Annotated in this window: 26 protein-coding genes and 1 pseudogene; 13 read left to right on the top strand and 14 right to left on the bottom strand. The window is 65.2% G+C overall.

Annotated features, from left to right (window positions below):
- Positions 1-76: 76 nt before the first annotated feature.
- The 6 genes from IVB42_RS31500 to IVB42_RS31475 form a co-directional block, all read right to left on the bottom strand.
- Complete coding sequence (locus IVB42_RS31500; RefSeq protein WP_085357864.1) at positions 77-379, bottom strand: copper-binding protein; 303 nt, start codon at positions 377-379, stop codon at positions 77-79.
- Between the two features lie 16 nt (positions 380-395).
- Positions 396-851, bottom strand: a complete 456-nt coding sequence (locus IVB42_RS31495) for a cupredoxin family protein (protein WP_085383679.1) — start codon at positions 849-851, stop codon at positions 396-398.
- A 35-nt stretch (positions 852-886) separates the two neighbouring features.
- The gene (locus IVB42_RS31490) at positions 887-2,224 is read right to left on the bottom strand and encodes a copper oxidase (protein ID WP_247294688.1); all 1,338 of its coding nucleotides are present in this window, start codon (positions 2,222-2,224) and stop codon (positions 887-889) included.
- Positions 2,225-2,237: 13 nt separating this feature from the next.
- Positions 2,238-3,659, bottom strand: coding sequence for a TolC family protein (locus IVB42_RS31485; RefSeq protein WP_247372430.1), 1,422 nt, complete (start codon positions 3,657-3,659; stop codon positions 2,238-2,240).
- 9 nt (positions 3,660-3,668) lie between these two features.
- Positions 3,669-3,953: a hypothetical protein gene (locus IVB42_RS31480; RefSeq protein ID WP_018455708.1), complete on the bottom strand. Its 285-nt coding sequence runs from the start codon at positions 3,951-3,953 to the stop codon at positions 3,669-3,671.
- Between the two features lie 79 nt (positions 3,954-4,032).
- Positions 4,033-4,455: a hypothetical protein gene (locus IVB42_RS31475; RefSeq protein WP_247372433.1), complete on the bottom strand. Its 423-nt coding sequence runs from the start codon at positions 4,453-4,455 to the stop codon at positions 4,033-4,035.
- A 176-nt stretch (positions 4,456-4,631) separates the two neighbouring features.
- Between IVB42_RS31475 and IVB42_RS31470 the strand changes: the two genes are divergently transcribed.
- Positions 4,632-5,897 carry an MFS transporter gene (locus IVB42_RS31470; RefSeq protein ID WP_247372435.1) on the top strand — a complete coding sequence of 422 codons (1,266 nt, stop codon included), beginning with the start codon at positions 4,632-4,634 and terminating at the stop codon, positions 5,895-5,897.
- On the opposite strand, the gene IVB42_RS31465 is transcribed toward IVB42_RS31470, so the two are convergent.
- A complete protein-coding gene (locus tag IVB42_RS31465) occupies positions 5,894-6,301 on the bottom strand; it encodes a DUF4864 domain-containing protein (RefSeq protein ID WP_247395439.1) in 408 nt (135 codons plus the stop codon). The two genes, IVB42_RS31470 and IVB42_RS31465, sit on opposite strands and share 4 nt — an antisense overlap.
- Positions 6,302-6,354: 53 nt before the next feature.
- Positions 6,355-6,996, bottom strand: coding sequence for a TetR/AcrR family transcriptional regulator (locus IVB42_RS31460; protein ID WP_247372583.1), 642 nt, complete (start codon positions 6,994-6,996; stop codon positions 6,355-6,357).
- Positions 6,997-7,237: 241 nt separating this feature from the next.
- Between IVB42_RS31460 and IVB42_RS31455 the strand changes: the two genes are divergently transcribed.
- The 3 genes from IVB42_RS31455 to IVB42_RS31445 are packed head-to-tail and all read left to right on the top strand — an operon-like array spanning position 7,238 to position 11,035.
- Entirely contained in the window at positions 7,238-7,735 is a 498-nt protein-coding gene (locus tag IVB42_RS31455) for a 2Fe-2S iron-sulfur cluster-binding protein (RefSeq protein WP_204513706.1), read from the top strand.
- Positions 7,732-8,793, top strand: a complete 1,062-nt coding sequence (locus tag IVB42_RS31450) for a xanthine dehydrogenase family protein subunit M (protein ID WP_247372440.1) — start codon at positions 7,732-7,734, stop codon at positions 8,791-8,793. Before IVB42_RS31455 ends, IVB42_RS31450 begins: the two co-directional genes overlap by 4 nt.
- Positions 8,780-11,035: a xanthine dehydrogenase family protein molybdopterin-binding subunit gene (locus IVB42_RS31445; protein ID WP_247372442.1), complete on the top strand. Its 2,256-nt coding sequence runs from the start codon at positions 8,780-8,782 to the stop codon at positions 11,033-11,035. Before IVB42_RS31450 ends, IVB42_RS31445 begins: the two co-directional genes overlap by 14 nt.
- A gap of 42 nt (positions 11,036-11,077) precedes the next feature.
- Here IVB42_RS31445 and IVB42_RS31440 read toward each other — a convergent pair whose 3' ends face one another.
- Both IVB42_RS31440 and IVB42_RS31435 read right to left on the bottom strand, forming a co-directional pair.
- On the bottom strand, positions 11,078-11,230 hold the full coding sequence (locus tag IVB42_RS31440; protein WP_018455699.1) for a hypothetical protein: 153 nt from the start codon (positions 11,228-11,230) through the stop codon (positions 11,078-11,080).
- 140 nt (positions 11,231-11,370) lie between these two features.
- Positions 11,371-11,919 carry a cupin domain-containing protein gene (locus IVB42_RS31435; RefSeq protein WP_007600574.1) on the bottom strand — a complete coding sequence of 183 codons (549 nt, stop codon included), beginning with the start codon at positions 11,917-11,919 and terminating at the stop codon, positions 11,371-11,373.
- Positions 11,920-12,068: 149 nt separating this feature from the next.
- Between IVB42_RS31435 and IVB42_RS31430 the strand changes: the two genes are divergently transcribed.
- Positions 12,069-13,397, top strand: coding sequence for an aspartate aminotransferase family protein (locus IVB42_RS31430; protein WP_247372444.1), 1,329 nt, complete (start codon positions 12,069-12,071; stop codon positions 13,395-13,397).
- 69 nt (positions 13,398-13,466) lie between these two features.
- Positions 13,467-14,732 carry a D-amino acid dehydrogenase gene (locus tag IVB42_RS31425; RefSeq protein ID WP_247372446.1) on the top strand — a complete coding sequence of 422 codons (1,266 nt, stop codon included), beginning with the start codon at positions 13,467-13,469 and terminating at the stop codon, positions 14,730-14,732.
- Between the two features lie 105 nt (positions 14,733-14,837).
- Here IVB42_RS31425 and IVB42_RS31420 read toward each other — a convergent pair whose 3' ends face one another.
- On the bottom strand, positions 14,838-15,494 hold the full coding sequence (locus tag IVB42_RS31420) for an XRE family transcriptional regulator (RefSeq protein ID WP_018455696.1): 657 nt from the start codon (positions 15,492-15,494) through the stop codon (positions 14,838-14,840).
- A 181-nt stretch (positions 15,495-15,675) separates the two neighbouring features.
- Here IVB42_RS31420 and IVB42_RS31415 point away from each other — a divergent pair, with 181 nt between their 5' ends.
- Genes IVB42_RS31415 through IVB42_RS31400 form a run of 4 tightly spaced genes read left to right on the top strand, consistent with a single transcriptional unit; the run spans position 15,676 to position 19,145 of the window.
- Positions 15,676-16,434 carry an ABC transporter substrate-binding protein gene (locus IVB42_RS31415; RefSeq protein ID WP_018455694.1) on the top strand — a complete coding sequence of 253 codons (759 nt, stop codon included), beginning with the start codon at positions 15,676-15,678 and terminating at the stop codon, positions 16,432-16,434.
- Between the two features lie 30 nt (positions 16,435-16,464).
- On the top strand, positions 16,465-17,118 hold the full coding sequence (locus IVB42_RS31410) for an amino acid ABC transporter permease (RefSeq protein ID WP_018455693.1): 654 nt from the start codon (positions 16,465-16,467) through the stop codon (positions 17,116-17,118).
- Positions 17,115-17,846, top strand: coding sequence for an amino acid ABC transporter ATP-binding protein (locus tag IVB42_RS31405; protein ID WP_018455692.1), 732 nt, complete (start codon positions 17,115-17,117; stop codon positions 17,844-17,846). Before IVB42_RS31410 ends, IVB42_RS31405 begins: the two co-directional genes overlap by 4 nt.
- 12 nt (positions 17,847-17,858) lie before the next feature.
- Positions 17,859-19,145, top strand: coding sequence for an FAD-binding oxidoreductase (locus IVB42_RS31400; RefSeq protein WP_204513709.1), 1,287 nt, complete (start codon positions 17,859-17,861; stop codon positions 19,143-19,145).
- A 2-nt stretch (positions 19,146-19,147) separates the two neighbouring features.
- On the opposite strand, the gene IVB42_RS31395 is transcribed toward IVB42_RS31400, so the two are convergent.
- The 3 genes from IVB42_RS31395 to IVB42_RS31385 form a co-directional block, all read right to left on the bottom strand.
- Positions 19,148-20,737, bottom strand: coding sequence for a gamma-glutamyltransferase (locus IVB42_RS31395; protein ID WP_204513710.1), 1,590 nt, complete (start codon positions 20,735-20,737; stop codon positions 19,148-19,150).
- A gap of 227 nt (positions 20,738-20,964) precedes the next feature.
- On the bottom strand, positions 20,965-21,141 hold the full coding sequence (locus IVB42_RS31390; RefSeq protein ID WP_018455689.1) for a hypothetical protein: 177 nt from the start codon (positions 21,139-21,141) through the stop codon (positions 20,965-20,967).
- A 9-nt stretch (positions 21,142-21,150) separates the two neighbouring features.
- Positions 21,151-21,384 (bottom strand): hypothetical protein, encoded by a 234-nt coding sequence (locus tag IVB42_RS31385; RefSeq protein ID WP_007606355.1) that lies wholly within the window; start codon positions 21,382-21,384, stop codon positions 21,151-21,153.
- Between the two features lie 206 nt (positions 21,385-21,590).
- Between IVB42_RS31385 and IVB42_RS31380 the strand changes: the two are divergent.
- From IVB42_RS31380 to IVB42_RS31370, 3 genes and pseudogenes are all read left to right on the top strand, one after another.
- Positions 21,591-23,664: pseudogene (locus IVB42_RS31380) on the top strand (PQQ-dependent sugar dehydrogenase).
- On the top strand, positions 23,621-24,562 hold the full coding sequence (locus IVB42_RS31375; protein WP_026233001.1) for an SMP-30/gluconolactonase/LRE family protein: 942 nt from the start codon (positions 23,621-23,623) through the stop codon (positions 24,560-24,562). The pseudogene IVB42_RS31380 and the gene IVB42_RS31375 overlap by 44 nt, the downstream one beginning before the upstream one ends.
- 126 nt (positions 24,563-24,688) lie before the next feature.
- The gene (locus IVB42_RS31370; RefSeq protein WP_018455686.1) at positions 24,689-25,714 is read left to right on the top strand and encodes a histone deacetylase family protein; all 1,026 of its coding nucleotides are present in this window, start codon (positions 24,689-24,691) and stop codon (positions 25,712-25,714) included.
- The last annotated feature ends 13 nt before the right edge of the window (positions 25,715-25,727 follow it).

Genomic DNA, 25,727 nt, shown 5'->3' with positions numbered 1-25,727 from the left:
GTGGATGGCCGGGACGAGCCCGGCCATGATTTGTGGAAGCGTCTGGGGCCGATATCGGCGGACGGAGGAAGTGGCCCTACTTCGCCTTCTCCATCCGGGTCACCGTATAGCCCGAAGTCGCCTCTTCGGCTTCGAAAGTCACCTTGTCGCCGACCTTCACCTGCTTGAGCACGGCCGGGTCCTTGACGCGGTAGATCATGGTCATGGGTTCATCCATGCCGAGGTTCTTCGCGGGCCCGTGCTTGAGCGTGATCTTGCCGGCGCCCTCGTCGATCTTCTTGACCTCGCCGCTGATCGCGGCGCCCTGGGCTGCCAGGGCACCTGTGGCAAGGCCGACGGCCAGCGCCAGCGCGGCGGCGATACGGATGATGCGGTTCATGGGAGCCTCCCTTGCGTTACTTCACGGTGACGTGGCCGACCATGCCGTAGTCGCGGTGGTCGGGAATCAGGCAGGAAAATTCGAACGTGCCGGCCTTGCTGAACTTCCAGAGGATCTCGGCTGTCTTGCTCGGCGCGAGCCTGACCCCGTTGGGATCGTCATGCTCCATGTGCGGGTGCTTCTTCATCTCCACCGCATGCGCGAGATTCTCCTTTGTGGTGGCGAGCAGGAATTCATGGTCCTCCTTACCGACATTGCGCAGCACGAAGCGAATCTGCTCGCCGCGTTTGACCTCGATCCTGGCGGGGGCATAGTCCATCTCGTTCAGCAGGATCTCGATGGTGCGCGCGGGCTTTTTGGGATCGCCGGGCTCGCCGGCCGAAAAGGTGCCGTGCCCGTGCTGGTCGTGGGCCAAGGCCGGCGCGGTGGAAAGCGCGGCCAGCGCGAGACCGAGCTTGATCGTCGTCTTCATTGGTAGCTCCAGTTGGTGGTGGTTCATCGAAACGCTCACATCTTCATGTTCTTCATCGGCGGTCCGCCTGGTTGTTGCCGCACGGGCTCCGGGGCCGGCGGCGTGACCTCGTAGGCGACGGTGCCCTGCGGGAATTGGTAGGGGCCGGGATCGCGATAATCGTCCCGCGCGAGGCCTTCGCGGATCTTCATCACCGTGAACATGCCGCCCATCTCGATCGGGCCGAACTGACCGGTGCCGGTCATCATCGGCAGCGTGTTGTCGGGCGCGGGCATCTCCATGTTGCCCATCGCCATGCCGGTCGAGCCCATCGCCATGCCGTCAGGCGCGAGCTTGCCGACCGCCTTGACGAGATCCTTGCGCGACACCCCGATCATATTGCGCATGTCGTGTCCCATCGCATTCATGGTGTGATGCGACTTGTGGCAGTGGAACGCCCAGTCGCCGGGGTTGTCGGCGAGCACGTCGAACACCCTGACAGCGCCGACCGGTACGTCCGTCGTCGTCTCCGGATATTGCGCGCTCTCCGGAATCCAGCCGCCGTCGGTGCAGGTCACCGCAAAGCTGTGGCCGTGCAAATGGATCGGATGGTTGGTCATGCTGAGATTGCCGATGCGCACGCGCACCTTGTCGCCGAGCCTGACCGGCAGCGGATCGATGCCGGGAAACACCCGCGCATTCCAGGTCCACATGTTGAAGTCGGTCATCTCGTTGACCTTCGGCAGATAAGTGCCGGGATCGACGCGATAGGTGCTCATGACGAAGACGAAGTCGCGGTCCACGGCCCGAAAGCTCGGGTCGCGCGGATGCACGACGACCATGCCCATCATGCCCATCGCCATCTGCACCATCTCGTCCGAATGCGGATGGTACATGAAGGTCCCGCTCTTCCTCATCTCGAACTCGTAGACGAAGGTTTTTCCCGGCTGGATGTGCGGCTGGGTAAGTCCGCCGACACCGTCCATGCCGCTGGGAATGATCATGCCGTGCCAGTGCACGGTGGTGTATTCGGGCAGCCTGTTGGTCACGAAGATGCGGACCTTGTCGCCCTCGACGGCCTCGATCGTCGGGCCCGGTGACTGGCCGTTATAGCCCCACAAATTCACCTTCATGCCCTCGGCGAATTCGCGCACCACGGGCTCGGCGACGAGATGGAATTCCTTCCAGTCGCCGTTCATCCGGAACGGCAGCGACCAGCCGTTCAGCGTGACGACGGGGCGATAGTCCGGCCCACTGACGGGGTGCAGCGGCGGCTGCATCACCACCTTGTCCATGTGCGGGGCTTCCGGAATCGAGGCGGCCTGGGCGCGGCCGCTGACGACGGATGCGCCGGCGAGCGCGGCGCTACCCAAAAATCCTCGGCGGGAAAACATGTTGGCCTCCATGTCAGTGACCGCCATCGGCAGGCGCTGCCGCGGCGAGAGTGGTTGAATTGTCGCCGTCAGCAGGCGCGCCGCCGCCATTGACGGCGGTCTGCAAGTCGGATTGGGCAAGGAAAAATCTTTGCCTGGCATCGATTGCACCGCGCAGCGACGCGAGCCGCTGCCGCGCCTCGGTGAGCAGCGCGAAGATATCGACCTGCATGCTGGAGAAGCGGAGCTGCATCTCCTCCGTGATGATTTTTCGCAAGGGGATGATCTCGCGCTGATAATGGCTGGCGATGTCGTAGCCGGAGCGATAGACCCGATAAGCATCGCGTGCCTCGGAGCGTACATTCACGGCGCGCTCGGTCAGCCGGTTGAAGGCGAAATTGTAGGTCTCCGCCGCCTGCCGCACCCGCACCTCGCCGCCGTCGAAGATCGGGATCTGGAACTGCACGTCGAAGCCGCGCTCGCGGAACGGCGCGCCTTCCGGATCCCGGGTCCGGCGGGAGATGCCGGCAAGATCGAGCAGTGTCACGAAGCGCGTCGCCTCCGTGAGGTTCAGCGACTTTGCGAGCGCGCTCAGCTCGAGCCGCGCGATCTGCAGGTCGATGCGATGGGCGACCGCGTCGGCTTCGATCGACGGCAAAGCCTGCGGCCGGCGCGGCAGCGGCGGCAGTTGATTGGGCAGCCGGAAGTCGAGGCCGCCGTCCCACAGCCCCATCAGGCGCGCCAGCTTTTCGCGCGCGCTCGTCGCCGTCTGTCGCGCGGTGGCGAGGTCGGCGGTGGTTTCGGCGTAAAACACCTGTTCTCGGGCCTGATCGAGCTTGTTGATCGAGCCAGTTTCGCCGAGCTTGACCGCGAGCTGCGCGGTTGATTCCGCCGTCGCCTTCGCATCCGTCAGCAACGCCACCATCTCGTTGCCGCCAACGGCGCGCCAATAAGCGCGGCGGACATCGGCGGCAAGCCGCAACGTCGCCAGGCTTGCGCGCAATTGCGCCTGGCGGAAACGGTCGCGGGCGATTTCCGAGCGGAACGGCAGGGTGGCGAGCGCGAGGATGTCGCCGACAATTTGACGCTCGATTTCGCTGGCGCCGTTGCCCGAGATCCGGGAGACCGAGAACACGGGATTGGGCGGCAGGCTCTGCTCGACGAGATCGGTCTCGGCCAGCGCCAGCTCGTTATAAGCGGCCTGAAGCCCCTTGTTGTTGAGCAGTGCGATCTGCACGGCGGTCTCGATGCTGAGTGTTCGCGACAGCAGCTGGCGAACGCGCGCGTCGACCGCGCCGGCTCCTTCGGTTGTTCGCACAAAGGCGACATCCTTGTTGATGGTCTGGCTCGTCAGCTCCGAGACGGCATTCATGCCGCTGTCCGGCGAGAAGGCGGCGCAGCCTGCAAGTCCAAACGAGGTGAGACCGAGCAGGCTTAGCGCGAGACGATGTGTCATGGCGCGCTCCTACCGGTCTTGCTTGAGCTGCGGCGCGACGCTCTCGTTGCGCTCGCGCCATGGTGCCGGCGTCGCGGGCCGCAGGCTGGTGTAGGGCGCAATCGTCGAACGATAGCCGGCGCGCGCGATCTTGGCCGCGGGATCGGCAGGATCAGCGCCAGCGACTTGTATCGTTGCCGGCATGCAGCCGGACAACGCCAAGGCCGTCGCGGCCAGCAGCGGCCAATTGAATCGAAAGTGTCGTCCCCGCGCCGCGGATGCAGCGGCGGACTTCGCCCCGGAAAGCGTAAGCATGAGTCATCCCTGATCTGTCTGGAGACCACAGGTGCGCGCGCGCGGATGCGCGCTCGGCCTGACGTCGTCGCGCGTCAGATCAGGCGATCGGAGGGCGGTAGTGCAGGGGCGGCGCCGCGCTGTGCAGGCTGGCCACGATCTCGGGCGAGCAGGCGGAAACCGGCTGAAGCGACTTTGCGACGCTGGGCAGGTCGGCCGGCAGCGCGCTCACGCACATCATCGCGCAGCACGGTCCCGCCGTACCCTTGCCGCCGTGATGATGAGGGGTGGGGGGCGCGTCCTGCACGGCGCCCTGATGATGCGCATGCGGCCTGGCGTGGTCATGCGAGGCGCCGTCATGCGTGTGGCCGGCCTGCATCTGGTGATGCACCGGCACGCGGTCGGCGAGAAGCGCGTCGTCGAGGCACGGTGCTGGAGCGCTACCCCAGGCGAGGCTTGCGGCCGGCGCGATCACGCAGAACAGATAGGCGAAGGCAATGAAGCGCCCCACCTTGATCCGCATCGATCGTGTCAATCGCAGCAACATTCCGCCGACATGCTCTCCGCGCCGCCGTGTTGCATGCGCTGATTTGCAAAATAATGACAAAACGCGCGTTCGCCAAGCTCCATCTTACCGCAGTGCACCGTGCATGCCCAATATCGCGCCACAATGGTTGACCCTGTGGTGATCCGCGGGCCATGGTCCCGCCCGTGCACGCACCAAATCAGTTAGGACAAACACCCGAAGCATTCACCCCTGATTCGCGTCAGGCCTGGATGCGCCTCGTCATTGCGCTTCTGATCGGCTCGATCGGCGGTGTCGGCATGTGGGCGATCGTCGTCATGATTCCCGCGGTGCAGGCCGAATTCTCCGCCACGCGCGGCGCGGTGTCGCTGGCTTTCACCCTGATGATGTTCGGTTTCGGGCTTGGCGGCGTCATCGCCGGCAGGATCACCGACCGCTTCGGCATCGTGGCGGCTATGGCGATCAGCATTGCCTTCCTCGGGGTCGCCAATGTGCTGGCGGGTCTGTCGACCCAGCTCTGGCAGTTCGTGGCGGCGTATTTCCTGATCGGGCTCGGCACGTCGGCGACCTTTGCGCCGCTGATGGCGGAGGCCTCGCACTGGTTCGAGCGCTATCGCGGCCTGGCCGTGACGATCGTCGCCAGCGGCAATTATGTCGCCGGCACGATGTGGCCGCCGCTCGTGAGCACGGGCATGCAGACGATCGGCTGGCGCTTCACTCATATCGGCATCGGCCTCGTCTGCGTCAGCCTGATGACCATCCTGGTGCTGGTCCTGCGCGCGCAGATGGGCGACGACAAGGTTCACGATCATGCCAATGCAGCGCCGCCGCGGGTCGACCTCAAGCTCTCGACCAACACGCTGACGGTGCTGCTCTCGATCGCCAGCATTTCCTGCTGCGTCGCCATGGCAATGCCGCAGGTGCATATCGTCGCCTATTGCGGCGATCTCGGATATGGCGTGGCGCGCGGCGCCGAGATGCTGTCGCTGATGATGGCCTGCGGCATCGTCAGCCGGATCGGCTCCGGCTACCTCGCCGACAAGATCGGCGGCATCCCCACACTGCTGATCGGTGCGGTGGCGCAAGGCTTTGCACTCGTGTTCTATCTGTTCTTCGACGGCCTGACCTCGCTCTATTTAATCTCCGCGATGTTCGGCCTGTTCCAGGGCGGCATCGTGCCGAGCTATGCCATCATCGTGCGCGAGGCGATGCCGGCGAGCGAGGCCGCAACCCGCGTCGGCATCGTGATCTTCGCCTCCGTGTTCGGCATGTCCTTCGGCGGCTGGGTCTCGGGCGTCATCTTCGATGCGACAGGTTCCTACGCCGCGGCGTTCGCCAACGGCGTGGCGTGGAACGCGCTCAATATCGGCATCGTCTTGACGCTGCTGATCCGCTCGCGGATCAATGCAGTCAGGACCGGTCCGGGTTTTGCGACCTAGACTGCCTGTCCCGCCTTCAGCAGCGAACAACCCGTGATCTTGTAGCTGCCGTCCGGCTGCTGCTCCAGCGTGTAGAGCGCTTCCCAGGCCTCGCCATTGGCATCGATGATATGGACGTGCTGGGCAATCCGGCTGCCCTCGCTCTTGCTGTCGCCAAATTCAAAGCTCTTGTGCCGATAGACCGGCGGATAGCCGTTTTGCACCATGGACATGAAGATGTCGGGCGCGGGGAAGATCTCCTGGATCGCAGGAGCGGCGTAGGAATAGGCCCCGCGCGCGTCGTCGCGGCCGAATGCCTGCTCCTGGGCGCGGATGATACTCTGTGCCGTCGCGACATCGTCGGCGCGCGCTGAGATGGGACCGAAGGCGACACTGAGAAAGACCATCAAGGCGGCGATGCGCATGACAAGCTCCGCGTTGAAATCCCGGCGGCGCCGATCCTAGCACATCTCGCGGGCTATCGCTTCCGCTTTGCAGCCGGCTTCGCAGGCTTGGCGGACGCGCGGACCTTGGCTTTCATGGCAGGCTGCACCCGCAAACCGTCAACGAACACGTCGAGCATCCGCAGCACCGAGGATTGCCAGCCGGGCTGGTCGTGCATGTAGCACATGCCGAAGAACGCGCGCAGCAAGTCCTCGGGACTGATGTCCGCGCGCATCGCGCCGGCCGCGGCTGCGCGATCGAGCAGCGAGCCGATCGCCTTGGTCAGGCGCTCAAAGGAAAAGGCATGCAACTCCGACCCGCTCTGCACCGCGAGTGCCAGGGCTGCCACCATGCCCTTCTTGGTGGCAACGAATTCGACTCCTGAGCGCAGCCAGCGCCTGAGCGCGTCGACCGGGTCACTGGCGTTCTTCAACTGCTCGGCGAGCTCGCTGAGCTGCTCGACCTCGCGCCGGTACACCGCCTCGAACAAATCCTCGCGGGTCGGGAAATGCCGATAGAGCGTGCCGATGCCGACGCCGGCGCGTTTTGCGACGGCCTCCAGGCTCGCCTCCGGACCACCCGCGTTGAACACGGCCTTGGCCGCCTCGAGCACGCGCTCGCGATTGCGCACGGCATCGGCGCGGGGCTTGCGGGTCTGGTCGGTGTGCTCGTCCATCCAGGCAATGTAGATCACGAATTAGTTAGATTGAACCCTTGTGGGGCTGCATCGCGTTGATGCGCACGGGCTTTTGACGAATTCCAAATATTTCCCGCCGGCCCTTGTTAAGCGGAGGCTGCCTCCGTATCTTCGCTGAAGACGCTGGCTCGGATGATATTCGGACGGCGCGGAATCGACGGCGGCCACGGCGGTGGCGCGCTGCACGATCACTCATGTCTATACCTGATCGGAGCCTTGTATGAACCACTCCATCAGCCTCACCGTGAACGGTGCACGGCGCGACTTCGTCCTCGACGATCCGCGCGTCACGTTGCTCGATCTCCTGCGTGAGCGCCTCCATCTGACCGGAACCAAGAAGGGATGCGACCGCGGCCAATGCGGCGCCTGCACCATTCTCGTCGACGGCAAGCGCATCAACTCCTGTCTCGCGCTGGCCATCAGTCATGACAGCGCCGACATTCTCACCATCGAGGGCGTGGCGCGCGGCGACCAGCTTCACCCCGTGCAGGCCGCTTTCATCGCCCATGACGGATTTCAGTGCGGCTTCTGCACGCCCGGCCAGATCATGAGCGCGATCGGCATGATGAGCGAGGCGCAGGCCGGCAACGATCCCGAGCGCATTCGCGAATGCATGAGCGGCAATCTGTGCCGCTGCGGCGCCTATGCCGGCATCGTCGATGCCGTGCTCGACGCGCAGGCCGGCATGGACGAATCCAATCAGAGGCGCTCCGCATGAAGCAATTTGATTACGTCAGGCCGGCCACGGTTGCCGAGGCCGTCGCCGCCGCGACGCAGCCGGGCGCCGCCTATCTTGCCGCCGGCACCAATCTGCTCGATCTGATGAAGGGCGGCGTCAGCCGTCCGGATCGTCTGGTCGACGTTACCCATCTCGACGGACTCGATCGGGTCGAGCGCCTCGCCGACGGTGGTATCCGCATCGGCGCACTAGTGAGTAACGCCGATCTTGCGCATGACGCAGATTTTGCCAAGGCCTATCCGGCCGTCGCCGAAGCGCTACTCTCCGGCGCATCGGCGCAGCTGCGCAACGCCGCGACCATCGGCGGCAATCTGCTGCAACGGACGCGCTGTGCCTATTTCTACGACACCGCAAGTCGCTGCAATAAGCGCGAGGCCGGCAGCGGCTGCGACGCTCGCGACGGCGAGAACCGCACCCACGCCGTGCTCGGCTGGAGCGAAAACTGCATCGCCACGCATCCGTCCGACTTCTGCGTGCCGCTGGTTGCGCTCGACGCCATCGTCGAGATTGAGGGCAGGAACGGGCGGCGCGAGATCGCGCTCGACGAATTGCATCGCCTGCCCGGCGATACGCCCGAGCGTGAATCGGCGCTTGAACCGGGTGATCTCATCGTCGCGGTGCGCCTGCCGCCCGCTGCGCGCGGCTTTGCCGCTCATGCGCGCTATCTCAAGGTCCGCGACAGAACGTCCTACGCGTTTGCCGTCGTCTCGGCTGCCGCTGCGCTGCGGATCGAGAACGGCAAGATCGCGGAGGCGCGGCTTGCGCTCGGCGGTGTCGCCGCAAAGCCCTGGCGCGCCCGCGCTGCGGAGGATGTGCTCAGGAACGTCGCGCCCACGGTGGACGCTTTCCAGGAAGCCGCCTCGCGCGCGCTCGCCGACGCAAAACCGTCCGGCGACAACGCCTTCAAGATCGAGCTCGCGCGCCGCATCGTCGTACGCGCGCTGAGCCTCGCCGCCGCCGGTACGCCCGTGCGCATCCCCGCGCTGCCGGCCTCTCCCTTTGCCTCGACGTCCGGAGCCATTCATGCCCGAGCTTAATCTCACCAGCGCGCCCGCTCATCTGCGCCACGGCTCGAACATCGGCCAGCCGCTGACCCGCCGCGACGGGGTCCTCAAGGTCAAGGGCCAGGCGACCTACGCCGCCGACAATCATCCGCCCGGCATGCTGTTTGCGGTGATGGCCGTTTCCAGCATTTCGCGCGGTCGCGTGACTTCGCTCGATGTCGCCGCTGCCAAGCGCCACCCCGGCGTCGTCGATGTCATGACGTCAGACCACAAGCCTGAGCTTGCGATCGACCCCGAGATCAAGACCAATCCATTCGTGTTCCGGATGGAGGTGTTGCAGAGCAATGAGGTCCGATACGCCAACCAGCCTATCGCCGTCGTGATCGCCGAGACGCTGGAGGCGGCGACGGAAGGCGCGGCGCTGCTGGCGCCGCGCTACGAGACGCTGCCCGCGCTCATCGGCCTCGATGCGGGTGAAAGCTTCGTGCCGCCGGTCGTCGGTGTCGGCAACCCCACGGAAAATCACCGCGGCGATGTCGAGGCGGGGCTTGCCTCCGCCGACAAGCGGATCGACGCGATCTACGAAACGCCGCCGCAATATCACAACGCAATGGAGCCGCATGCGATCGTGGCTGCCTGGAACGGCGACAGTCTGCAGATCGACATGCCGACCCAGGGTCTCATGCTGTCGCTGGCGCGCGTTGCCGAATTGTTCGGCATCGCACACGACAAGATCCACATCCGCAGCCCGTTCCTCGGCGGCGGGTTCGGCTCGAAGGGGCTCATGGCCGGCCCTCCGGTGCTCGGCATTATGGCGGCAAAGCTCGTCGGCAAACCGGTCAAGCTGGTGCTGCGCCGTGAGCAGATGTACGGCCCGGTCGGCCATCGCGCGCCGACGCGGCAGCGGCTGCGCATCGGCACAGATGGCGAGGGGCGCCTGACCGCGCTCGATCACCATGCGAGGACCGTGTCGAGCACGTTCGACGATTTCTACGAACCCGCGGCTGATGCCTCGCACACGCTCTATGCGGCGCCCGCGATCCGCACCTCGCATGATGCCGTGCGCGTCAACACCGGCACGCCGTTGTTCATGCGCGCGCCCGGCGAGGCCACCGGCTCGATCGCGCTAGAGAGCGCGATCGACGAGATGGCGTGGGCTTGCGGCATCGATCCGCTCGCCTTTCGTCTGAAGAACTATGCCGAGGTCGAGCCCATCACCGGCAAGCCGTTCTCGTCCAAGGCATTGCGCGCCTGCTACGAGCAGGGAGCGGCGCGCTTCGGCTGGGCGAAGCGATCGCTCCAGCCGCGGCAGATGCGCGACGACGATGGCCTTCTGGTCGGCTGGGGCATGGGCACCGCGACGTTCCCGGCGCTGATGTTCCAGGCCGAGGCACGCGCAGTGCTTCGCCGCGACGGCTCCGGCGCCATGGAAATCGGCGCGCATGACATGGGGCAGGGCGCCTGGACGGCGCTGGCGCAGATTGCGGCCGACGAACTGGGGCTTGATATCGACCGCGTCGAGTTCAAGGCGGGTTCATCCGACCTGCCCGATGCCGGCATCGCCGGCGGCTCGGCACACACGGCAACCGCGGGTGCCGCGATCCACAGCGCAGGCGCGGCCGTGATTGCAAAACTCGCCGATCTCGCCACCAACGATGAGCGCTCGCCGCTGTTTGGCGCCGGCAATGCCGGCGTGATCGCGCGCGATGGCAGGTTGATCCGGCGCGACGACGAGAGCCGCGGCGAAAGCTATTCCGAGATTCTCGCGCGCGCCGGCGTCGCCGAGCTCGAGGCGCGCGGCACGGGCGCGCCGAATCCGGCGGCGATGGAGGAGTATGCGATGCACGCCCACGGCGCGGTGTTCGCGGAGGTGAAGGTCGATCCCGAGCTCGGCCAGGTCCGCGTCACCCGCATGGTCGGCGCTTTCGCCGCGGGACGCATCGTCAACCCGCGTATGGTGCAGAGCCAGCTGTTCGGTGGCATGATCTGGGGCCTGTCCTTCGCGTTGCACGAGGAAGCCATCACCGACCGCCGCACGGGCCGGATCATGAACGCCAATCTCGGCGAGTACCATATCCCGGTGAATGCCGACGTGCCGCCGCTCGACGTGATCACGGTCGATGAGCACGACCCGCACGTGAACGCGCTCGGTATCAAGGGTGTCGGCGAGATCGGCATCACCGGCAGTGCGGGCGCGGTTGCCAACGCGGTGTGGCATGCGACGGGCGTCCGTGTCCGCCGTTTCCCGATCCGGATCGAGGAGTTGCTGACGTAGCCTTTAAGCAGCGGCGGGCGAGGCCGTCTCGCTCTCCGCCTGCTAGTGCAGCTTCTTGCGAAGAGCCTTGAGCGCTTCTCGCTGCGACTCGATGTAGTTCGCGATGGCCTTGCGCAGCTCCTCCGAATGGAGCTTGTCGTTGTCGCGCTGCACTTCATCGAGTGCGGCCTCTGCATTTGCGAGCGTGATCTTCATAGCGAGCCCTGTTACGAAGCGGCTCCGGAAAGCGGAGGCTGCTTGGCTATGGCTCGAAATATATAGAGGATCAGGCTGCGGAAATTGAGATGGCTCAAGCTCCGTAAGATACCGGTGGCTCCGTAGGATCGCGGATAACTTCAAAATGTCGGCGGTGTGCAGGCCGAGATCACCTCGCACGGCTTGCCGCCGACGCAGCGGAAGCGATGCGGACGCCGGCTCTCGAAGTAATAGGCATCGCCCGGATTGAGGATGCGGCGCTCGTCCTCGACGGTGACTTCGAGCTTTCCCGAGATCACGATGCCGCCTTCCTCGCCGTCATGGACGAGGTGAACGCGCCCGGTGTCGCTGCCGGGCTCGTAGCGCTCCTTCAGAATCTGCAGGCTGCGACCGAACAGATTGTCGCCGATCTGCCGATAGGAGATCGGCTTCTTGCCGACCTCGGTCAGCTCTTCGCCGCGGTAAAATATCTTGCGCCGGCTCTCCGGCTCCAGCGCGAAGAATTCGGCGAGCCCCATCGGAATGCCGTCGAGGATGCGCTTGAGGGCGCCGACCGACGGGTTCATCTGGTTGGATTCGATCAGCGAGATCGTCGAATTGGTGACGCCGGCGCGCTTGGCGAGTTCGCGCTGCGACAGCTTCTGGCGCGCCCGGATGAATCGCAGCCGTCCACCGATATCGACGCTCATGTCCCTGTCCCGTGTTGCAGGTGTTGCGGATCGCGCAAATATGGACCGGCAGCCCCAGTTAAATCAATGGCTTGCAGCCTCTCAGAAAAGGACTTGTTGCGCTATTCAAGCCGTGCCTCTGGTAGCAGGTCAGCAAAGGAGCGTGGCCCGTGACCCTTCATCAGATTCCGAACACCATCAAGACCGACTCGTTCTGGATGCCGTTCACGGCCAACCGGCAATTCAAGAAGGCGCCGCGCCTGTTCTCCTCGGCCGAGGGCATGCACTACACCACCGTCGACGGCCGCAAGGTGATCGACGCCTCCGCCGGCCTCTGGTGCGTCAATGCCGGCCACGGCCGCAAGCAGATCGCCGCCGCCGTCGAGCGCCAGCTGATGACGCTGGACTTCGCACCGTCGTTCCAGATGGGCCATCCGCTGGCATTCGACTTCGCCGAGCGTCTGGCCGAGATCGCGCCGAAGGGTCTCGATCGCATCTTCTTCACCAATTCCGGCTCCGAGTCGGTCGACACCGCGCTGAAGATCGCGCTCGCCTATCACCGCGCCAACGGCCAGGCGAGCCGCACCCGTTTGATCGGCCGCGAGCGCGGCTATCACGGCGTCGGCTTCGGCGGCACCTCGGTCGGCGGCATGGTCGCCAACCGCCGCGCCTTCGCGACCCTGCTGCCGGGCGTCGACCACATCCGCCACACCCACGATCTCACCCGCAACGCCTTCGCCAAGGATCAGCCCGAGCATGGCGCCGAGCTCGCCGATGATCTCGAGCGGTTGGTGGCCCTGCATGGCGCCGAGACCATCGCCGCCGTCATCGTCGAGCCAGTGCCCGGATCGACCGCGGTGTTGCCGCCGCCGAAGGGCTATCTCCAGCGCCTGCGCGAGATCTGCGACAAGCACGGTATTCTCCTGATCTTCGACGAGGTCATCACCGGCTTCGGCCGCCTCGGCACGCCGTTCGCCGCCAACTTCTTCGGCGTCACGCCTGACATGATGACGACGGCCAAGGGCATCACCAACGGCACCGTTCCCTGCGGCGCCGTGTTTGCGAGCCGCAAGGTTCACGACGGCCTGATGGTCGGCCCGGAGAACGCGATGGAGCTGTTCCACGGCTACACCTATTCGGCGCACCCGGTCGCCTGCGCCGCGGGCATCGCGACGCTCGACATCTACAAGGATGAAGGCCTGCTGACGCGCGGTGCTTCGATCTCTGAATACTGGCGCGACGCGCTGCATTCGCTGAAGGGCCTGCCTAACGTCGTCGATATCCGCAATTGCGGCCTGATGGGCGCGGTCGAGCTGTCGCCGCGTGACGGCACCGTCGGCGTGCGTGGCTACGACGTCATGGTCGACTGCTTCAATCGCGGGCTGTACTTCCGCATGAGTGGCGATAGCTTTGCGCTGTCGCCTCCGCTCATCGTCGAGAAGAGCCACATCGACGATATCGTGTCGATCCTCGGCGACGCCATCAAGCAGGTGGCCTGATAATTGCTCTCGCCGTTGCCGAGTTCCTCTTGCAGCGGCGAGCGTGATGCCGCGGGAGTTTGACCAAGCGTGAAAGTTCTGATCCTCGGCAGCGGTGTCATCGGTGTCACCTCTGCCTACTACCTCGCGCGTGCCGGCCATGAGGTGACGGTTGTCGACCGTCAGCCCGAACCGGCGCTCGAGACCTCCTTTGCCAATGCCGGCGAAGTGTCGCCCGGCTATTCCTCGCCGTGGGCCGGTCCCGGCGTCCCGGTGAAGGCGGTCAAATGGCTGCTGATGAAGCACGGCCCGCTGGTGATCCGGCCGAAGCTCGATCCCGTGATGTGGGTCTGGCTGCTCAAGATGCTGCGCAACTGCACCAGCGAACGCTACGCGATCAACAAGAGCCGGATGATTCCGATCGCGGAATACAGCCGCGATTGCCTGCGCGACCTGCGCCGCGACATCGGCATCCAGTATGACGAGCGCTCGCAGGGCACGCTGCAGCTGTTTCGCTACCAGGCCCAGCTCGACGGCACCGGTGAGGACATCGCCGTGCTCAAGCAATACGGCGTGCCGTTCGAGGTGTTGAGCCGCGAGGGCTGCATCGCGGCCGAGCCGGCTCTGGCGGGCGTGAAAGAGAAGGTCGCGGGCGGACTACGCTTGCCGCAGGACGAGACCGGCGACTGCCACATGTTCACGCAGGCACTGGCCAAGCATGCCGAAGCGCTCGGCGTGCGCTTCATGTTCAATACCGGCATCGACCGCATCGTCACCGACGGGGCGCGCGTCAGCGGCGTCGCGACCAGCGCTGGGATGTTGCAGGCAGACGCTTACGTGCTCGCGCTCGGAAGCTGGTCGTCGCGGCTGGTCGCGCCGCTCGATATTTCGCTGCCAGTCTATCCCGTGAAAGGTTATTCGATCACGGTACCGATCAAGGACGCTTCCGGCGCGCCGGAATCGACGGTGATGGACGAGAGCTATAAAGTCGCCATCACGCGCCTCGGCAATCGCATCCGCGTCGGCGGCACCGCCGAAATCTCCGGCTTCTCGAGCCAGCTCTATGGTGCGCGACGCGCCACGCTCGATCACTCGCTGACCGATCTGTTCCCGCGAGGCGGCGATCTCTCCAAGGCGACGTTCTGGAGCGGCCTGCGCCCGATGACGCCGGACGGCCCGCCCGTGATCGGCCCGACGCAATACGCCAACCTTCACCTCAACACCGGCCATGGCACGCTAGGCTGGACCATGTCCTGCGGCTCCGGCCGCGTGCTCGCCGACATGCTGTCAGGCAAGAAGCCGGACATTGATGTGAGTGCGCTGACAGTGGACCGGTACAAGTACCGGTTTGGCTAAGACTCTATCCTCCCGTCATTGCGAGGAGCTCTCGCGACGAGGAATCCAGAGTGTCTCCGCGGTGAGAATGTGGATTGCTTCGCTTCGCTGGCAATGACGGCTGCGCTACGCCGTCCCCGTCACGCAATTCACCCACAGCACCACCGCCTTCGCGTCATTGGCTGGATTTGAAAACCGGTGCGGCCGACGGCTTGCAAACCGAAAACTGTCGCCCGTCTTCAGCGACCACGTCTCGCTGTCCACCGTCAGCATCATCTCGCCTTCGAGAACGAGGCCGGCTTCCTCGCCGTCATGGGTGTAGAGCTCGTCACCGGTGGAGCCGCCCGGCTCCAGATGCACCAGGAACAGGTTGAGCCGGTTGTCGGGGCTGGCGGGGCTCAGCAACTGCTTGGACACGCCGGTGCGCCAGAGCTTCAGCTCGGGCCGCTGCAGTCCGCGCGTGACCACCTGATCTGGTGCACCGTCGGCGTTCGGGCTGGCGCCGAACAGCGCGGCGATGCCGACGCCGAGCACGTCGGCGAGCGTGGCCAGCACGCGCAGCGACGGCGACGACAGTCCGCGCTCGATCTGGCTGAGGAAACCGATCGACAGCTCCGTGCGCGAGGCGACCGTCTCGAGCGAGAATTGCCTGATGCGCCTGAGATCGCGAATGCGGCGGCCGACCGCAACATCCATCGCCGGCTCGGCCGCTTTGGCGATAGCCCGGGCGGAGGCTTTCACCTTCACCTTCTTCACCGGCTTTGCGGCGGCCGGCCTGTGCATTCTCTTGCCACCGCTCACGTCAAACCGCTTCCTTCATGTGCATGAAAACCACTTGCATCGGCCGCAGAAGTGTGACCAAATTTTCATACTGGTGAAAATAGGCCGAAACGGCTTTGCCCGCAACGTCTGCGATGAACGAGGTTTGCGAGCGCCGCCATCGGTCGGGCCCAAGGGGGATGCGATGAAGCGTTTTGGTCTGGCCGCGCTCGCGGCACTCGCGATTGCCGCAGCAGCGCCGGCTTCGGCGCAGCAAGTGCTGAAGGTCGGCTCGACGCCGACAGGCATTCCCTTCACCTTCCTCGACACCAAGACCAATAGCATCCAGGGCATCATGGTCGATCTCGTCACTGAAGTGGGCAAGGATGCCGGCTTCAACGTGCAGATCGAGCCGATGCAGTTCTCGGCCCTGATCCCGTCGCTGACATCAAGCAAGATCGACATCATCGCGGCCGCGATGTTCATCACAGCGCCGCGCAAGGAGGTCGTCGACTTCTCCGACCCGATCTACACCTATGGCGAAGGCCTCGTGGTCCCCAAGAGCGACACCAAGGCCTACGCCACCCAGGACGATCTGAAGGGCGAGACGGTCGGCGCTCAGGTCGGCACCGCCTTCGTCGACGCGCTGAAGAAGTCCGGCCTGTTCGCCGACGTCAAGGCCTACGACACCATCCCCGACATCCTGCGCGACGTGAACACCGGCCGCCTCAAGGCCGGTTACGCCGACTATCCGATCCTCGCCTACAATCTGAAGCAGGGCGGCTTCCCCGAGGTGCGCCTGGTCGATGGCTACAAGCCCGTCACCGTCGGCTCGGTGGGCATCGGCGTGCGCAAGGGCGAGGCCGCGCTGCTCGGCAAGATCAACGCTTCGCTCGCCAAGCTGAAGGCCAACGGCACCATCGACAAGATCCTCGATAAATGGGGTCTGAAGGCACAGGGTTGATCGGCAGAGGCCATCGATGAAAGCTGATCGATGAAAGGCTTCTGGCACGACGCGGCCGAATTCTTCCCGATCCTGATGAGCGGCGTCGCGCTGACGATCGTCGTCACCATCGGCTCGCTGCTGCTTTCGACGGTTCTTGGCCTCGTCTGGGCGATGATGCGGGTCTCCGGCATCCGCGTCCTGTCGCTGCTCAGCGCCAGCCTGATCAACGTGATCCGCGGCATTCCGATCATCGTGCTGTTGTTCTACCTCTATTTCGTGATGCCCGATCTCGGCGTTACCCTGTCCGCGTTGCAGGCCGCGATCCTCGGGCTCGGCATCGCCTACTCGGCCTATCAGGCGGAGAATTTCCGCGCCGGCATCGAGGCCATCGACAAAGGGCAGATCGAGGCGGCGCAATCGATCGGCATGGGCTGGTGGCTGACCATGCGCCGGGTCGTGCTGCCGCAGGCGGTGCGGATCGTGCTGCCGCCCTATGGCAACGTCATGATCATGATGCTGAAGGACTCTTCGCAGGCCTCGACCATCACGGTCGCCGAGCTCGCCCTTCAGGGCAAGCTGATCGCGTCCTCGACCTTCAAGAACACCAACGTGTTCACGCTTGTCGCGCTGATGTATCTCACCATGAGCATTCCGCTGATCCTGCTGGTCCGTCACTTCGAGAAGCGGGCCGGCAAGAAATGATCGAGTTGACCGACGTCCACAAGAGCTTCGGTGCGAACGAGGTGCTCAAGGGCATCACGGCGTCCGTCCAGAAGGGCGAGGTGGTCTGCATCGTCGGCCCCTCCGGCTCCGGCAAGTCCACCATCTTGCGCTGTATCAACGGTCTCGAAAGCTACGACCGCGGCGAGATCAGCGTCGAGGGATTGAAGGTCGACCGCGACGCGCCGTCGATCGTGAAAGTCCGCACCCAGGTCTCGATGGTGTTCCAGCGCTTCAATCTGTTTCCGCACCGGACGGTGCTGGAGAACGTGGTTGAAGGTCCGCTCTATGTGAAGCAGGAGCCACGCGCTGCCGCATTCGAGCGTGGCCGCGCGCTGCTCGCCCAGGTGGGCCTTGCCGAGAAAGCCAACGAGCATCCGCCCCAGCTCTCCGGCGGCCAGCAGCAGCGCGTCGCGATCGCACGGGCGCTGGCGATGCAGCCCAAGGCCATCCTGTTCGACGAACCGACCTCGGCGCTCGATCCTGAATTGGTCGGCGACGTTCTCGGCGTGATGCGCAAGCTCGCCGACGACGGCATGACCATGGTCGTCGTCACCCATGAGATGGGCTTTGCCCGCGACGTCGCCGACCGCGTGCTGTTCATCGACGGCGGCGTCATCGTCGAGCAGGGGCCGGCCAAGTCGCTGCTCAATCAACCCCAGCATCCGCGCACGCAGGACTTTTTGCGCCGCGTGCTGCATCCGCTCTGACCGGTCTTCGCCATGACCACGCGCCTGCCTCTGCCGCCGTCCCTCTACGCCGACACCGCCGTCGTGCCGCCGACTACGCCGCCGCTCGACGTCGACAGGACGGTCTCGGTCGCGATCGTCGGCGGCGGCTACACCGGCCTGTCCACGGCGTTGCACCTGGCGGAGCAGGGTGTCGAGGCACTGGTGCTGGAGGCGCAGGAGCCGGGCTGGGGCGCATCCGGCAATAATGGCGGCCACACCAATCCGGGACTGAAGCACGACCCCGATCAGATCGAGGCCGATTTCGGCGCTGAGCTCGGCCGCCGCATGATCGACTTCTCCTACGGCACCACGAATTTTACGCATGATCTGATCCGCCGTTACCAGATCCCGTGCGAAGCGCGGCAGAACGGTACGTTGCGCGCGGCCTATAACGAGGCCAGCGCGGCCGCCATCGAGAAAACCGCACAACAGTGTATCGCCCGCGGAATGCCGGTGTCGTATCTCAATCGCGAGCAATTGCGCGGGATGACCGGCACGGATCGCTATATCGGCGCCATGCTGGATGCGCGCGGCGGCGATCTGCATCCGCTCAGCTACGCCCGTGGTCTCGCGCGTGCTGCAATCTCGGCAGGCGCGAAGGTGCACGGCGAAACACCCGCACTATCACTCCGTCGCGAGGGCAGCCGCTGGCGCATCGAAATGCCGCGCGCGGTGGTGCATGCCGACAAGGTGCTGCTCGCGACCAACGGTTTTACCGACGATCTCTGGCCGGCGCTTCGCCGCACCATCGTGCCGGTGTTTTCCTCGATCGCGGCCACGGCCCCGCTCTCTGACGACGTGGCCCGTTCGATCATGCCGACGCGTCCCGTCCTTTACGAGAGCGGCCACATCACCGTCTATTACCGCATCGATCAGCAGAACCGCCTCTTGATGGGGGGCCGCGGCCCGATGCGCTGGATCAGTTCGCCGCGCGACGTCGCCTATCTCATGCGATACGCCGAACGGCTATGGCCGCAGCTCAAGGGCGTGGCCTGGACCCATGGCTGGAACAGCCGGCTCGCCATCACCGCGGATCATTACCCGCACGTGCACGAGCCCGCGGACAACATCCTGATCTCGCTCGGCTGCAACGGTCGCGGCGTCGCGCTCTCGACCGCGATGGGCGCGCAGCTCGCGCGGCGTCTGATCGGCGGCGCCAAGGCCGAGCTCGACATGCCCGTCACCGGCATCAAGCCGATCCCGATGCATGCCTTCTGGCCGGTCGGCGTGACGACGGCAGTGATCGCTGGTCGCCTGCGCGACCGGCTGGGGATCTAGGCTCAGCCCTCCGCCACCGCGTCGGCCCAGGGCTGGAAGATCTCGACCGCGCCGGAATTGGTGTCGCCGTCGCGCATCACGACGCTCGGGCAGGCGAACTTCTGCGGCAAGGACTGCACCCGCGCTTCCTCATAGTCGAATCGCGCCGCGAGCGTCTCGCGTGTGTCCGCCGGCAACCTGGTATCGCCGATCACGATCGCGCCTTCGCTGGCGTCGATGCGCGGTTGATGGATTGCGGCATCGAGATCCATGCCAAAATCCATCGCAAACGACACGATCTGCATCACCGACGGGAGGATGCGGCGACCGCCGGAGGCACCGACCGCGAGCCGTCTGCCGTCCTTGGCCTCGGCGATGACGGGCGTGTAGTTGGTGAGACAGCGCTTGCCAGAGGCGAGCGAGTTGGTGGTGCCTGGCTTCGGGTCGAACCACATGATGCCGTTGTTCATGGCGATGCCGGTGTGCGGCGTGACGTATTTCGAGCCGAAGGACGACAGCAGCGTCTGCGTCACCGCCGCGATGTTGCCGTGGCGGTCGACCACGGAGAAGTGCGTGGTGCAGGCGGGCGCCAGATAGTCCGCGCCGAGCGAGCGCTTGCCGTCGGCATCGCCCATATCCTTGAGCCGCTCGCGATAGGCCGATTGCAGCGCGGCGGCATATTCGGCATAGGCGCCCGCATCGGGCGCGCTTCCCGGCTTCAGGTTCTGCTGCAACAGGCGCAGCGCATGCGCCATGGTCGGTCCGGCCGTCAGCTCCGGTGTCGCAAACACCTTGCCGCCGCGATAGGGGATCGCCAGCGGATCGCGCAGATGGGCTCGGAACGCGGCGAGGTCCTCCACCGATAGCGCGCCGCCGTCAGCCTTGATGTCGGACGCGATGCTCCTGGCGAGGTCGCCCTGGTAGAAATCGCGCGGACCGGCGTCGGCGAGGTGCGCCAGTGTCGCCTTCAGCGTGTCCAGCGGCAGCCGCGTCTCGGACTTGATGCCCCACGGCGCGCTCGGCGGGAGGCCGTCCTTCAGGAACGTTGTCGCGCTCGCGGGATAGCGCCGAAGATCGGACGCCGATGCCGCGATCGTCAGCGTGGTCCACCAATCGACCAGCAGGCCTTCGCCGGCGAGGGCGACGGCCGGCGCGACCAGATCGTTCCACGGCAGCCTGGCGTGACGGCGATGCGCCTCCTCCATGCCGGCGACGACGCCGGGCACGGCGATCGAGCCGGGGCCGTGGATGTTGCGGTCGTCCTTCACCCGCTGCCAGGGAAACAGGTCGGAAGCCGCGCCTTCGCCGCTGAGCGGATAGTCGGCGGCGCGCAGGCTTTGCGGCGCGCACATGCCGTAGTCGATCACCTCGTAGAGATTTTCCGCGGCACGGTAGAGCACCATCCCGCCGCCGCCGCCCATGCCGCTGTTCCAGGGCTCCAGCACGTTAAGCGCGAAGGTGGTGGCGACGATCGCGTCCACACAGTCGCCGCCCGCCGCCAGCACTTGCGCCCCCACTTCGGCCGCCCGCCGCGATTGCGCGGCGACGATGCCGCCTTTGGATGTGACGGCGGGCTTGCGGACGGTTTGGGTGTGGCTGAACTGGTGCGGCATGATGATGTCTGTGTGCTGTCTTCGGTTTGGCTTCGTTGCGCTGAGCTCCGCGAAGAATGGCACATCGCCCCCATCGAGAACATCGAAAGGGCGACGCGGCATGGCTGGTGTGTAACAGCGGGGGTGGCGCAGTCGGCAAGACGTAGATGCCAAGACGAGAAAGCCCGGGACAGGCCCGGGCATGACGAGTTATGAGACCGATCAGTGGGAAGCGGAAGCCGCAGGGCTCAGCGCGCGCGATCCAGCCGGCTGGCCTGATACCTGGCGTGCCATTTCGGGCCAGGCCCGCGCATGTAGTGGAGCTCGGGGCGGTAGGGATTGCCCGCGATCCGGATCAGCGTCAGCCATTTGCTGGCGATGAAGTTCAGGGGCTGGCGGAGCAGGGTCAGTGACGCGAGCAACATGGCATCACCTCAGTGCGGCTTGCCGAGCATGGCAGTGAAGGGGAGGTCGAAGATCTCCTCGCCGTCGGAGCCGCTGACATGGATTACCCAGTCGCGCCAATCCTCAGCGCCGGGCGTCAGGATCATCGCGTTCATGATCTGGGCGGCACGGTCGCGCGCCTCGGTCAGGTTGGTCACGGCTGTGCCGCTGCGATCGATCAGCGTGCCGTCCAAGTTGGAGCAGTGAAAATAGACCTGGACCATATGCGTCTCCTATTGGGAGCGATTGGGACGGCAAACCGATACCATTCCAAGCCTTCGCGAAACATTCGGGTCGAGCCCGGTAAGGGAATCTACGGAGATTGGTCGGCGCCAAGCCCCCTGCTGGTTTGATCACAAGGGGGTGTTGATCAACTGGACGGCGTTCCCGCGGCATGGAACAACCCTGGACGGAACGTCCGGGAGGCGCCGTGAACCACCTCACATTTTGGCGTGAAAGCCGAAGCCTGCGCGCATGCACGGGCGCCTTGGTGGTCCTCCTGACCCTCGCCTCGGTAGGCTCATCAGAACCGGTCCGCAAGAGCGGCTATGCGATCGGCACGGAGACCTGCGGCAGCGCCGATCTCGCCTTTCCCAGAATCCAGATCGACATGAAGGCGGGATTTTGCGCTGGCCTCGTCGCCAGCGAGGAGGATCGGCTGAAATTCCCGCGCTCGATCATCCAGGTGCCCGGTCGTGACCTGTTCGTGGTCGCCGACATGGCGGGCTGGGGCCATACCGATGGCCGGCTGCTGTTGCTCGACCCGCGGGCACCCCAGGGACAGCGGTTCAAGGAGTTGCTGACTGCAATCGAATATCCGTTCGGCCTCGCGATCGGCCCGGACAAGAAGCTCTATGCCTCGAGCGCGGAGACGATCTTCCGGTTCGATCCGCTCGCCGACAATCCGCGCGACACGGTCGAGACCGTCGTCCGTCACATGCCCGGCCGCCGGATCACATTGCCCGACGGCAAAAAGCTCGACGAGAGCGCGCATCCATTCAAGCAGTTTGTCTTTGATAAGAACGGCCGGCTGTTCGTCAATGTCGGCTCGCACAGCGACGACTGCATCACGCCGGCGCCGATCACGAGACCTTGCGCGGCGGCCGAGGGCGTTTCCGCAATGGCGTCGATCTGGCTGTTCACGCCGCCCCCGGGCGGTATCTTCCCGGCGTTGAAGCCTGGCGAACCCGACCCGCCGCACGGTGTCTATGCGCGCGGCCTGCGCAACTCGATGGCGCTGGCGCTGCATCCGAACTTCCCTGATGCGGGCTATGCCTTTCTGCAAGGCGAGAACGGCCGCGACCTGCCTGACATTTTCAAGCCGAACGAGGAGATCAACGCGATCGAGCAGGGCAGGCATTACGGCTGGCCCTATTGCTACGATTTGTCGACGCCGAGTCTAGAATTCAGGATCGTATTGCGGTCGGGGGTCTACAAATCGCTGTGCACCGCCAACGCTCTCTACAAGGCGCCGTTCTCGCTGCTGCCGCCGCACGGCGCGCCGCTCGCGATGCTCTATTATCACGGCGCGAAATTTCCGGAGCTCGAGGGCAAGCTGCTGGTCGGCCTGCATGGCTACCGCCCGACCGGCAGCCGCGTCATCGTCTATGACGTCGACGATCACGGCTTCCCGAAGCCCGCCCCGGCGCCGGTACGCTATCATGTCAGTTGCGCGGCCGATCCGACCCACAGCTTTCAGACCGAGGCCGGCGCCGTCGCCGCCGCGCCGTTCGAGGAGCTGATCGCAGGCTGGCACCGCGTCAACGGCGCGCGGCCGCAAGGTGCGCCGGTCGGCATGACGGTCGCGGAGGACGGCGCAATCTGGCTGGTCGAGGACAAAAACCAGACCGTGATCCGGATCGACCGCGCCGCGGGCGATGCGCCGTCGCCGCTGCCCTGCGACGTGCGTAGCCAGGCGCTGATCGAGCAACTGGCGGTCTTCGTGGCCAGGGACGCGCAGAACAGCGTCCGGCTCACCAATTTGCGCAAGGGCCTCGTCGAAAAGCACTGCGTCGGCTGTCACTCGGATTTCGGCCTGAAGCGGGGGCCTATCGGACGCTCAGAAGGACGCGACGGTGCTTCGCTTCATGCTGTCGCAGGATGGCTGGATCTATCCTGGTGGTCCCGATTCCGGAAAGTTGCGCACGCGGCTTCGTGGGTTGGGCGCGGAGAAACTGATGCCGCCGGGTGGCGACGGCCTGCCGAAGGCCGAACCCGGTTACACGCGCCTGCTCGACACGGCGGATCTGCTGGTGTCAAGAATGGTTCCAGGCATCCGGATGCGGATCAAGTCCGGCCCGCCGCAGCGCAAGTTCTTTGGCAAAACGAACAAGGAATGCGGCGAAATACCGGCTGCCAAGGTCGTCGTCGTGACACAAAGGAACGCTGTAGACAAACCCGGTTTCAGCCGCTTCTTCCGATCGGCCGATGCCTATCTGAATGGCGAGTGCAGCGACGGCGATGGCTATTACATCCGGCAGGAATTTCTGGTGCCTGTGCAGTAGCGTTGTTCTCGTCCTTGCGACGGCACCGGCCCGAGCGGAAACGAAACTGTTCGAAAGCGTGCAGGTGACGCCATCAGGCGAATACACGTTCGGCATCGAAGGGCCGGCCGCCGATCTCGACGGCAATCTCTTCGTCGTCAATTTCGGCAAGCCCGGCACCATCGGTAAGCTGCCCGTCGGCGGCACGGCGTCCGAGCCGTTCACGGCGCTGCCCGAGGGCAGCGTCGGCAATGCCATCCGCTTCGCGCGCGACGGCACCATGTTCATCGCCGACTACAAGAAGCACAACATCTTCGCGATCCCGAAGGGATCGACCGAGCCCGCCATCTGGTTTCACTCCGACGAGATGAACCAGCCCAACGACATCACCATCGCCCGCGACGGCACGATCTACGCGAGCGATCCGAACTGGAAAGGTCGCGAAGGCCACATCTGGCGCATCGCGAAGGGAGCCGACGGAACGGTGCAGGGACAGCTGATGTCGGCGCCGCGCGCGATGGGCACGACCAACGGCATAGATCTCAGCCCTGATGACAAGACGCTCTATGTCGGGGAATCCAGCAGCGGTCAGATCTGGTCCTATACGGTCGCCGGCAACGAGCTCACCAGTCCAAGACTCGTCAAGGCATTTCAGCCCGACACTGTCGACGGCCTGCGCACCGACATCGCTGGCCGCCTGTATGTTGCGCGCATCCTCAAGGGCACGATCACGTTGATGAAGGCCAATGGCGCGGTGGAGCGGGAGATCACGCTGAGAGCCAAGGAGCCGACCAACCTCGCCTTCGGAGGCCACGACGGCAAGACGATCTTCGTCACTCAGCGTCAGGGCGGCTTCGTCGAGTCCTTCCGCACCGACCAGCAGGGCCGCGAGCACTGCCTTCAGCGCGGGCGCTGCTGAGCTTCACGAGGGATCTGCTTCCGGCGCAGGGCGGTGCGACAGGGGCGGCATTCTTCTTGCTTGCATCTCGCCGCCGCGGGGATTTAGACATCTGTGGCACCCTCAAAGCGACCACGGAGTGTTCGAGTGAAAGCCGTCCATACCGAGCTGCATCGCAGCCACGATCCGCAATTCTTCCTGGTTCGCGGTGTGGTCAAGCGCACCACCGAGCAGCCCGAACGTGCCGACCGCCTGCTCAAAGGGCTCAAGGACGGCAAGCATCAACTGGTCGAGCCGACCACATTCGGGCAGGGACCGCGTGCGCGCATCCACAGTCCGGAATATCTGTCGTTCCTGAGCGAGGCCTGGGAGGCCTGGACCGCGCTCGGCGATTCCGGCCCGGAGATGATCGGCAATATCCATCCGGTGCGCCATGCCGCGACTTATCCCACCCATATCACCGGCAAGCTCGGCTGGCACACCGCCGACACCGCGGCGCCGATCGGCCCGGGCACCTGGGCTGCGGCCTGCGCTGCGACCGACGTCGCGGTCACCGCGGCACAGATGGTGATGGACGGCGAGGATGCGACCTATGCGCTCTGCCGGCCGCCCGGCCATCACGCCTATCGCGACATGGCCGGCGGCTTCTGCTTCCTCAACAACAGCGGGATCGCGGCGGCGCATCTGCGGCAGAGGCACGAGCGTGTCGTGATCCTCGACGTCGACGTCCATCACGGCAACGGCACGCAAGGAATCTTCTACGCGCGGCCGGATGTCTACACGGTCTCGATCCATGCCGATCCCGTCGCGTATTATCCTTACGTGTGGGGCTATGCGCATGAGCGCGGCGAAGGTCCCGGCCTTGGCACAAATCTCAACATTCCCCTGGCGATCGGCACCGGCGATGACGGCTATATCCAGGCGATGGACGTCGCGCGCAAGGCGATCGAGTCCTTTGCGCCCGGCGCCCTCGTCATCGCGCTCGGCCTCGACGCCTCCGAGCACGATCCGCTCAAGGGTCTCGCCGTCACCACGCCGGGCTTCCGCCGCATCGGACAGGCCATCGCGAAGATGGGCCTGCCGACCGTGTTCGTGCAGGAGGGCGGCTACCTCTCGGACATCCTCGGCGCGAACCTGACCTCGGTGCTGGCCGGATTCGAAGAGGCGCGCTGATTCTCGCTGAGTG

The organism is Bradyrhizobium sp. 45, assembly GCF_023073155.1.
In the GTDB taxonomy this organism is placed as follows: domain Bacteria; phylum Pseudomonadota; class Alphaproteobacteria; order Rhizobiales; family Xanthobacteraceae; genus Bradyrhizobium; species Bradyrhizobium canariense_D.
This window is presented reverse-complemented; position numbering and strand designations above follow the sequence as displayed.

What these genes read in the sequence shown, in the direction of transcription:
- IVB42_RS31390 (WP_018455689.1), bottom strand. Translation starts at nt 21,141, where the DNA reads ATGTTGCTCGCGTCACTGACCCTGCTCCGCCAGCCCCTGAACTTCATC.
- IVB42_RS31405 (WP_018455692.1), top strand. Translation starts at nt 17,115, where the DNA reads ATGATCGAGTTGACCGACGTCCACAAGAGCTTCGGTGCGAACGAGGTG.
- IVB42_RS31480 (WP_018455708.1), bottom strand. Translation starts at nt 3,953, where the DNA reads ATGCTTACGCTTTCCGGGGCGAAGTCCGCCGCTGCATCCGCGGCGCGG.
- IVB42_RS31485 (WP_247372430.1), bottom strand. Translation starts at nt 3,659, where the DNA reads ATGACACATCGTCTCGCGCTAAGCCTGCTCGGTCTCACCTCGTTTGGA.
- IVB42_RS31495 (WP_085383679.1), bottom strand. Translation starts at nt 851, where the DNA reads ATGAAGACGACGATCAAGCTCGGTCTCGCGCTGGCCGCGCTTTCCACC.
- IVB42_RS31395 (WP_204513710.1), bottom strand. Translation starts at nt 20,737, where the DNA reads ATGCCGCACCAGTTCAGCCACACCCAAACCGTCCGCAAGCCCGCCGTC.
- IVB42_RS31410 (WP_018455693.1), top strand. Translation starts at nt 16,465, where the DNA reads ATGAAAGGCTTCTGGCACGACGCGGCCGAATTCTTCCCGATCCTGATG.
- IVB42_RS31400 (WP_204513709.1), top strand. Translation starts at nt 17,859, where the DNA reads ATGACCACGCGCCTGCCTCTGCCGCCGTCCCTCTACGCCGACACCGCC.
- IVB42_RS31500 (WP_085357864.1), bottom strand. Translation starts at nt 379, where the DNA reads ATGAACCGCATCATCCGTATCGCCGCCGCGCTGGCGCTGGCCGTCGGC.
- IVB42_RS31490 (WP_247294688.1), bottom strand. Translation starts at nt 2,224, where the DNA reads ATGTTTTCCCGCCGAGGATTTTTGGGTAGCGCCGCGCTCGCCGGCGCA.
- IVB42_RS31385 (WP_007606355.1), bottom strand. Translation starts at nt 21,384, where the DNA reads ATGGTCCAGGTCTATTTTCACTGCTCCAACTTGGACGGCACGCTGATC.
- IVB42_RS31445 (WP_247372442.1), top strand. Translation starts at nt 8,780, where the DNA reads ATGCCCGAGCTTAATCTCACCAGCGCGCCCGCTCATCTGCGCCACGGC.
- IVB42_RS31470 (WP_247372435.1), top strand. Translation starts at nt 4,632, where the DNA reads ATGGTCCCGCCCGTGCACGCACCAAATCAGTTAGGACAAACACCCGAA.
- IVB42_RS31440 (WP_018455699.1), bottom strand. Translation starts at nt 11,230, where the DNA reads ATGAAGATCACGCTCGCAAATGCAGAGGCCGCACTCGATGAAGTGCAG.
- IVB42_RS31450 (WP_247372440.1), top strand. Translation starts at nt 7,732, where the DNA reads ATGAAGCAATTTGATTACGTCAGGCCGGCCACGGTTGCCGAGGCCGTC.
- IVB42_RS31460 (WP_247372583.1), bottom strand. Translation starts at nt 6,996, where the DNA reads ATGGACGAGCACACCGACCAGACCCGCAAGCCCCGCGCCGATGCCGTG.
- IVB42_RS31455 (WP_204513706.1), top strand. Translation starts at nt 7,238, where the DNA reads ATGAACCACTCCATCAGCCTCACCGTGAACGGTGCACGGCGCGACTTC.
- IVB42_RS31465 (WP_247395439.1), bottom strand. Translation starts at nt 6,301, where the DNA reads ATGCGCATCGCCGCCTTGATGGTCTTTCTCAGTGTCGCCTTCGGTCCC.
- IVB42_RS31475 (WP_247372433.1), bottom strand. Translation starts at nt 4,455, where the DNA reads ATGCGGATCAAGGTGGGGCGCTTCATTGCCTTCGCCTATCTGTTCTGC.
- IVB42_RS31420 (WP_018455696.1), bottom strand. Translation starts at nt 15,494, where the DNA reads ATGCACAGGCCGGCCGCCGCAAAGCCGGTGAAGAAGGTGAAGGTGAAA.
- IVB42_RS31435 (WP_007600574.1), bottom strand. Translation starts at nt 11,919, where the DNA reads ATGAGCGTCGATATCGGTGGACGGCTGCGATTCATCCGGGCGCGCCAG.
- IVB42_RS31375 (WP_026233001.1), top strand. Translation starts at nt 23,621, where the DNA reads ATGGCTATTACATCCGGCAGGAATTTCTGGTGCCTGTGCAGTAGCGTT.
- IVB42_RS31415 (WP_018455694.1), top strand. Translation starts at nt 15,676, where the DNA reads ATGAAGCGTTTTGGTCTGGCCGCGCTCGCGGCACTCGCGATTGCCGCA.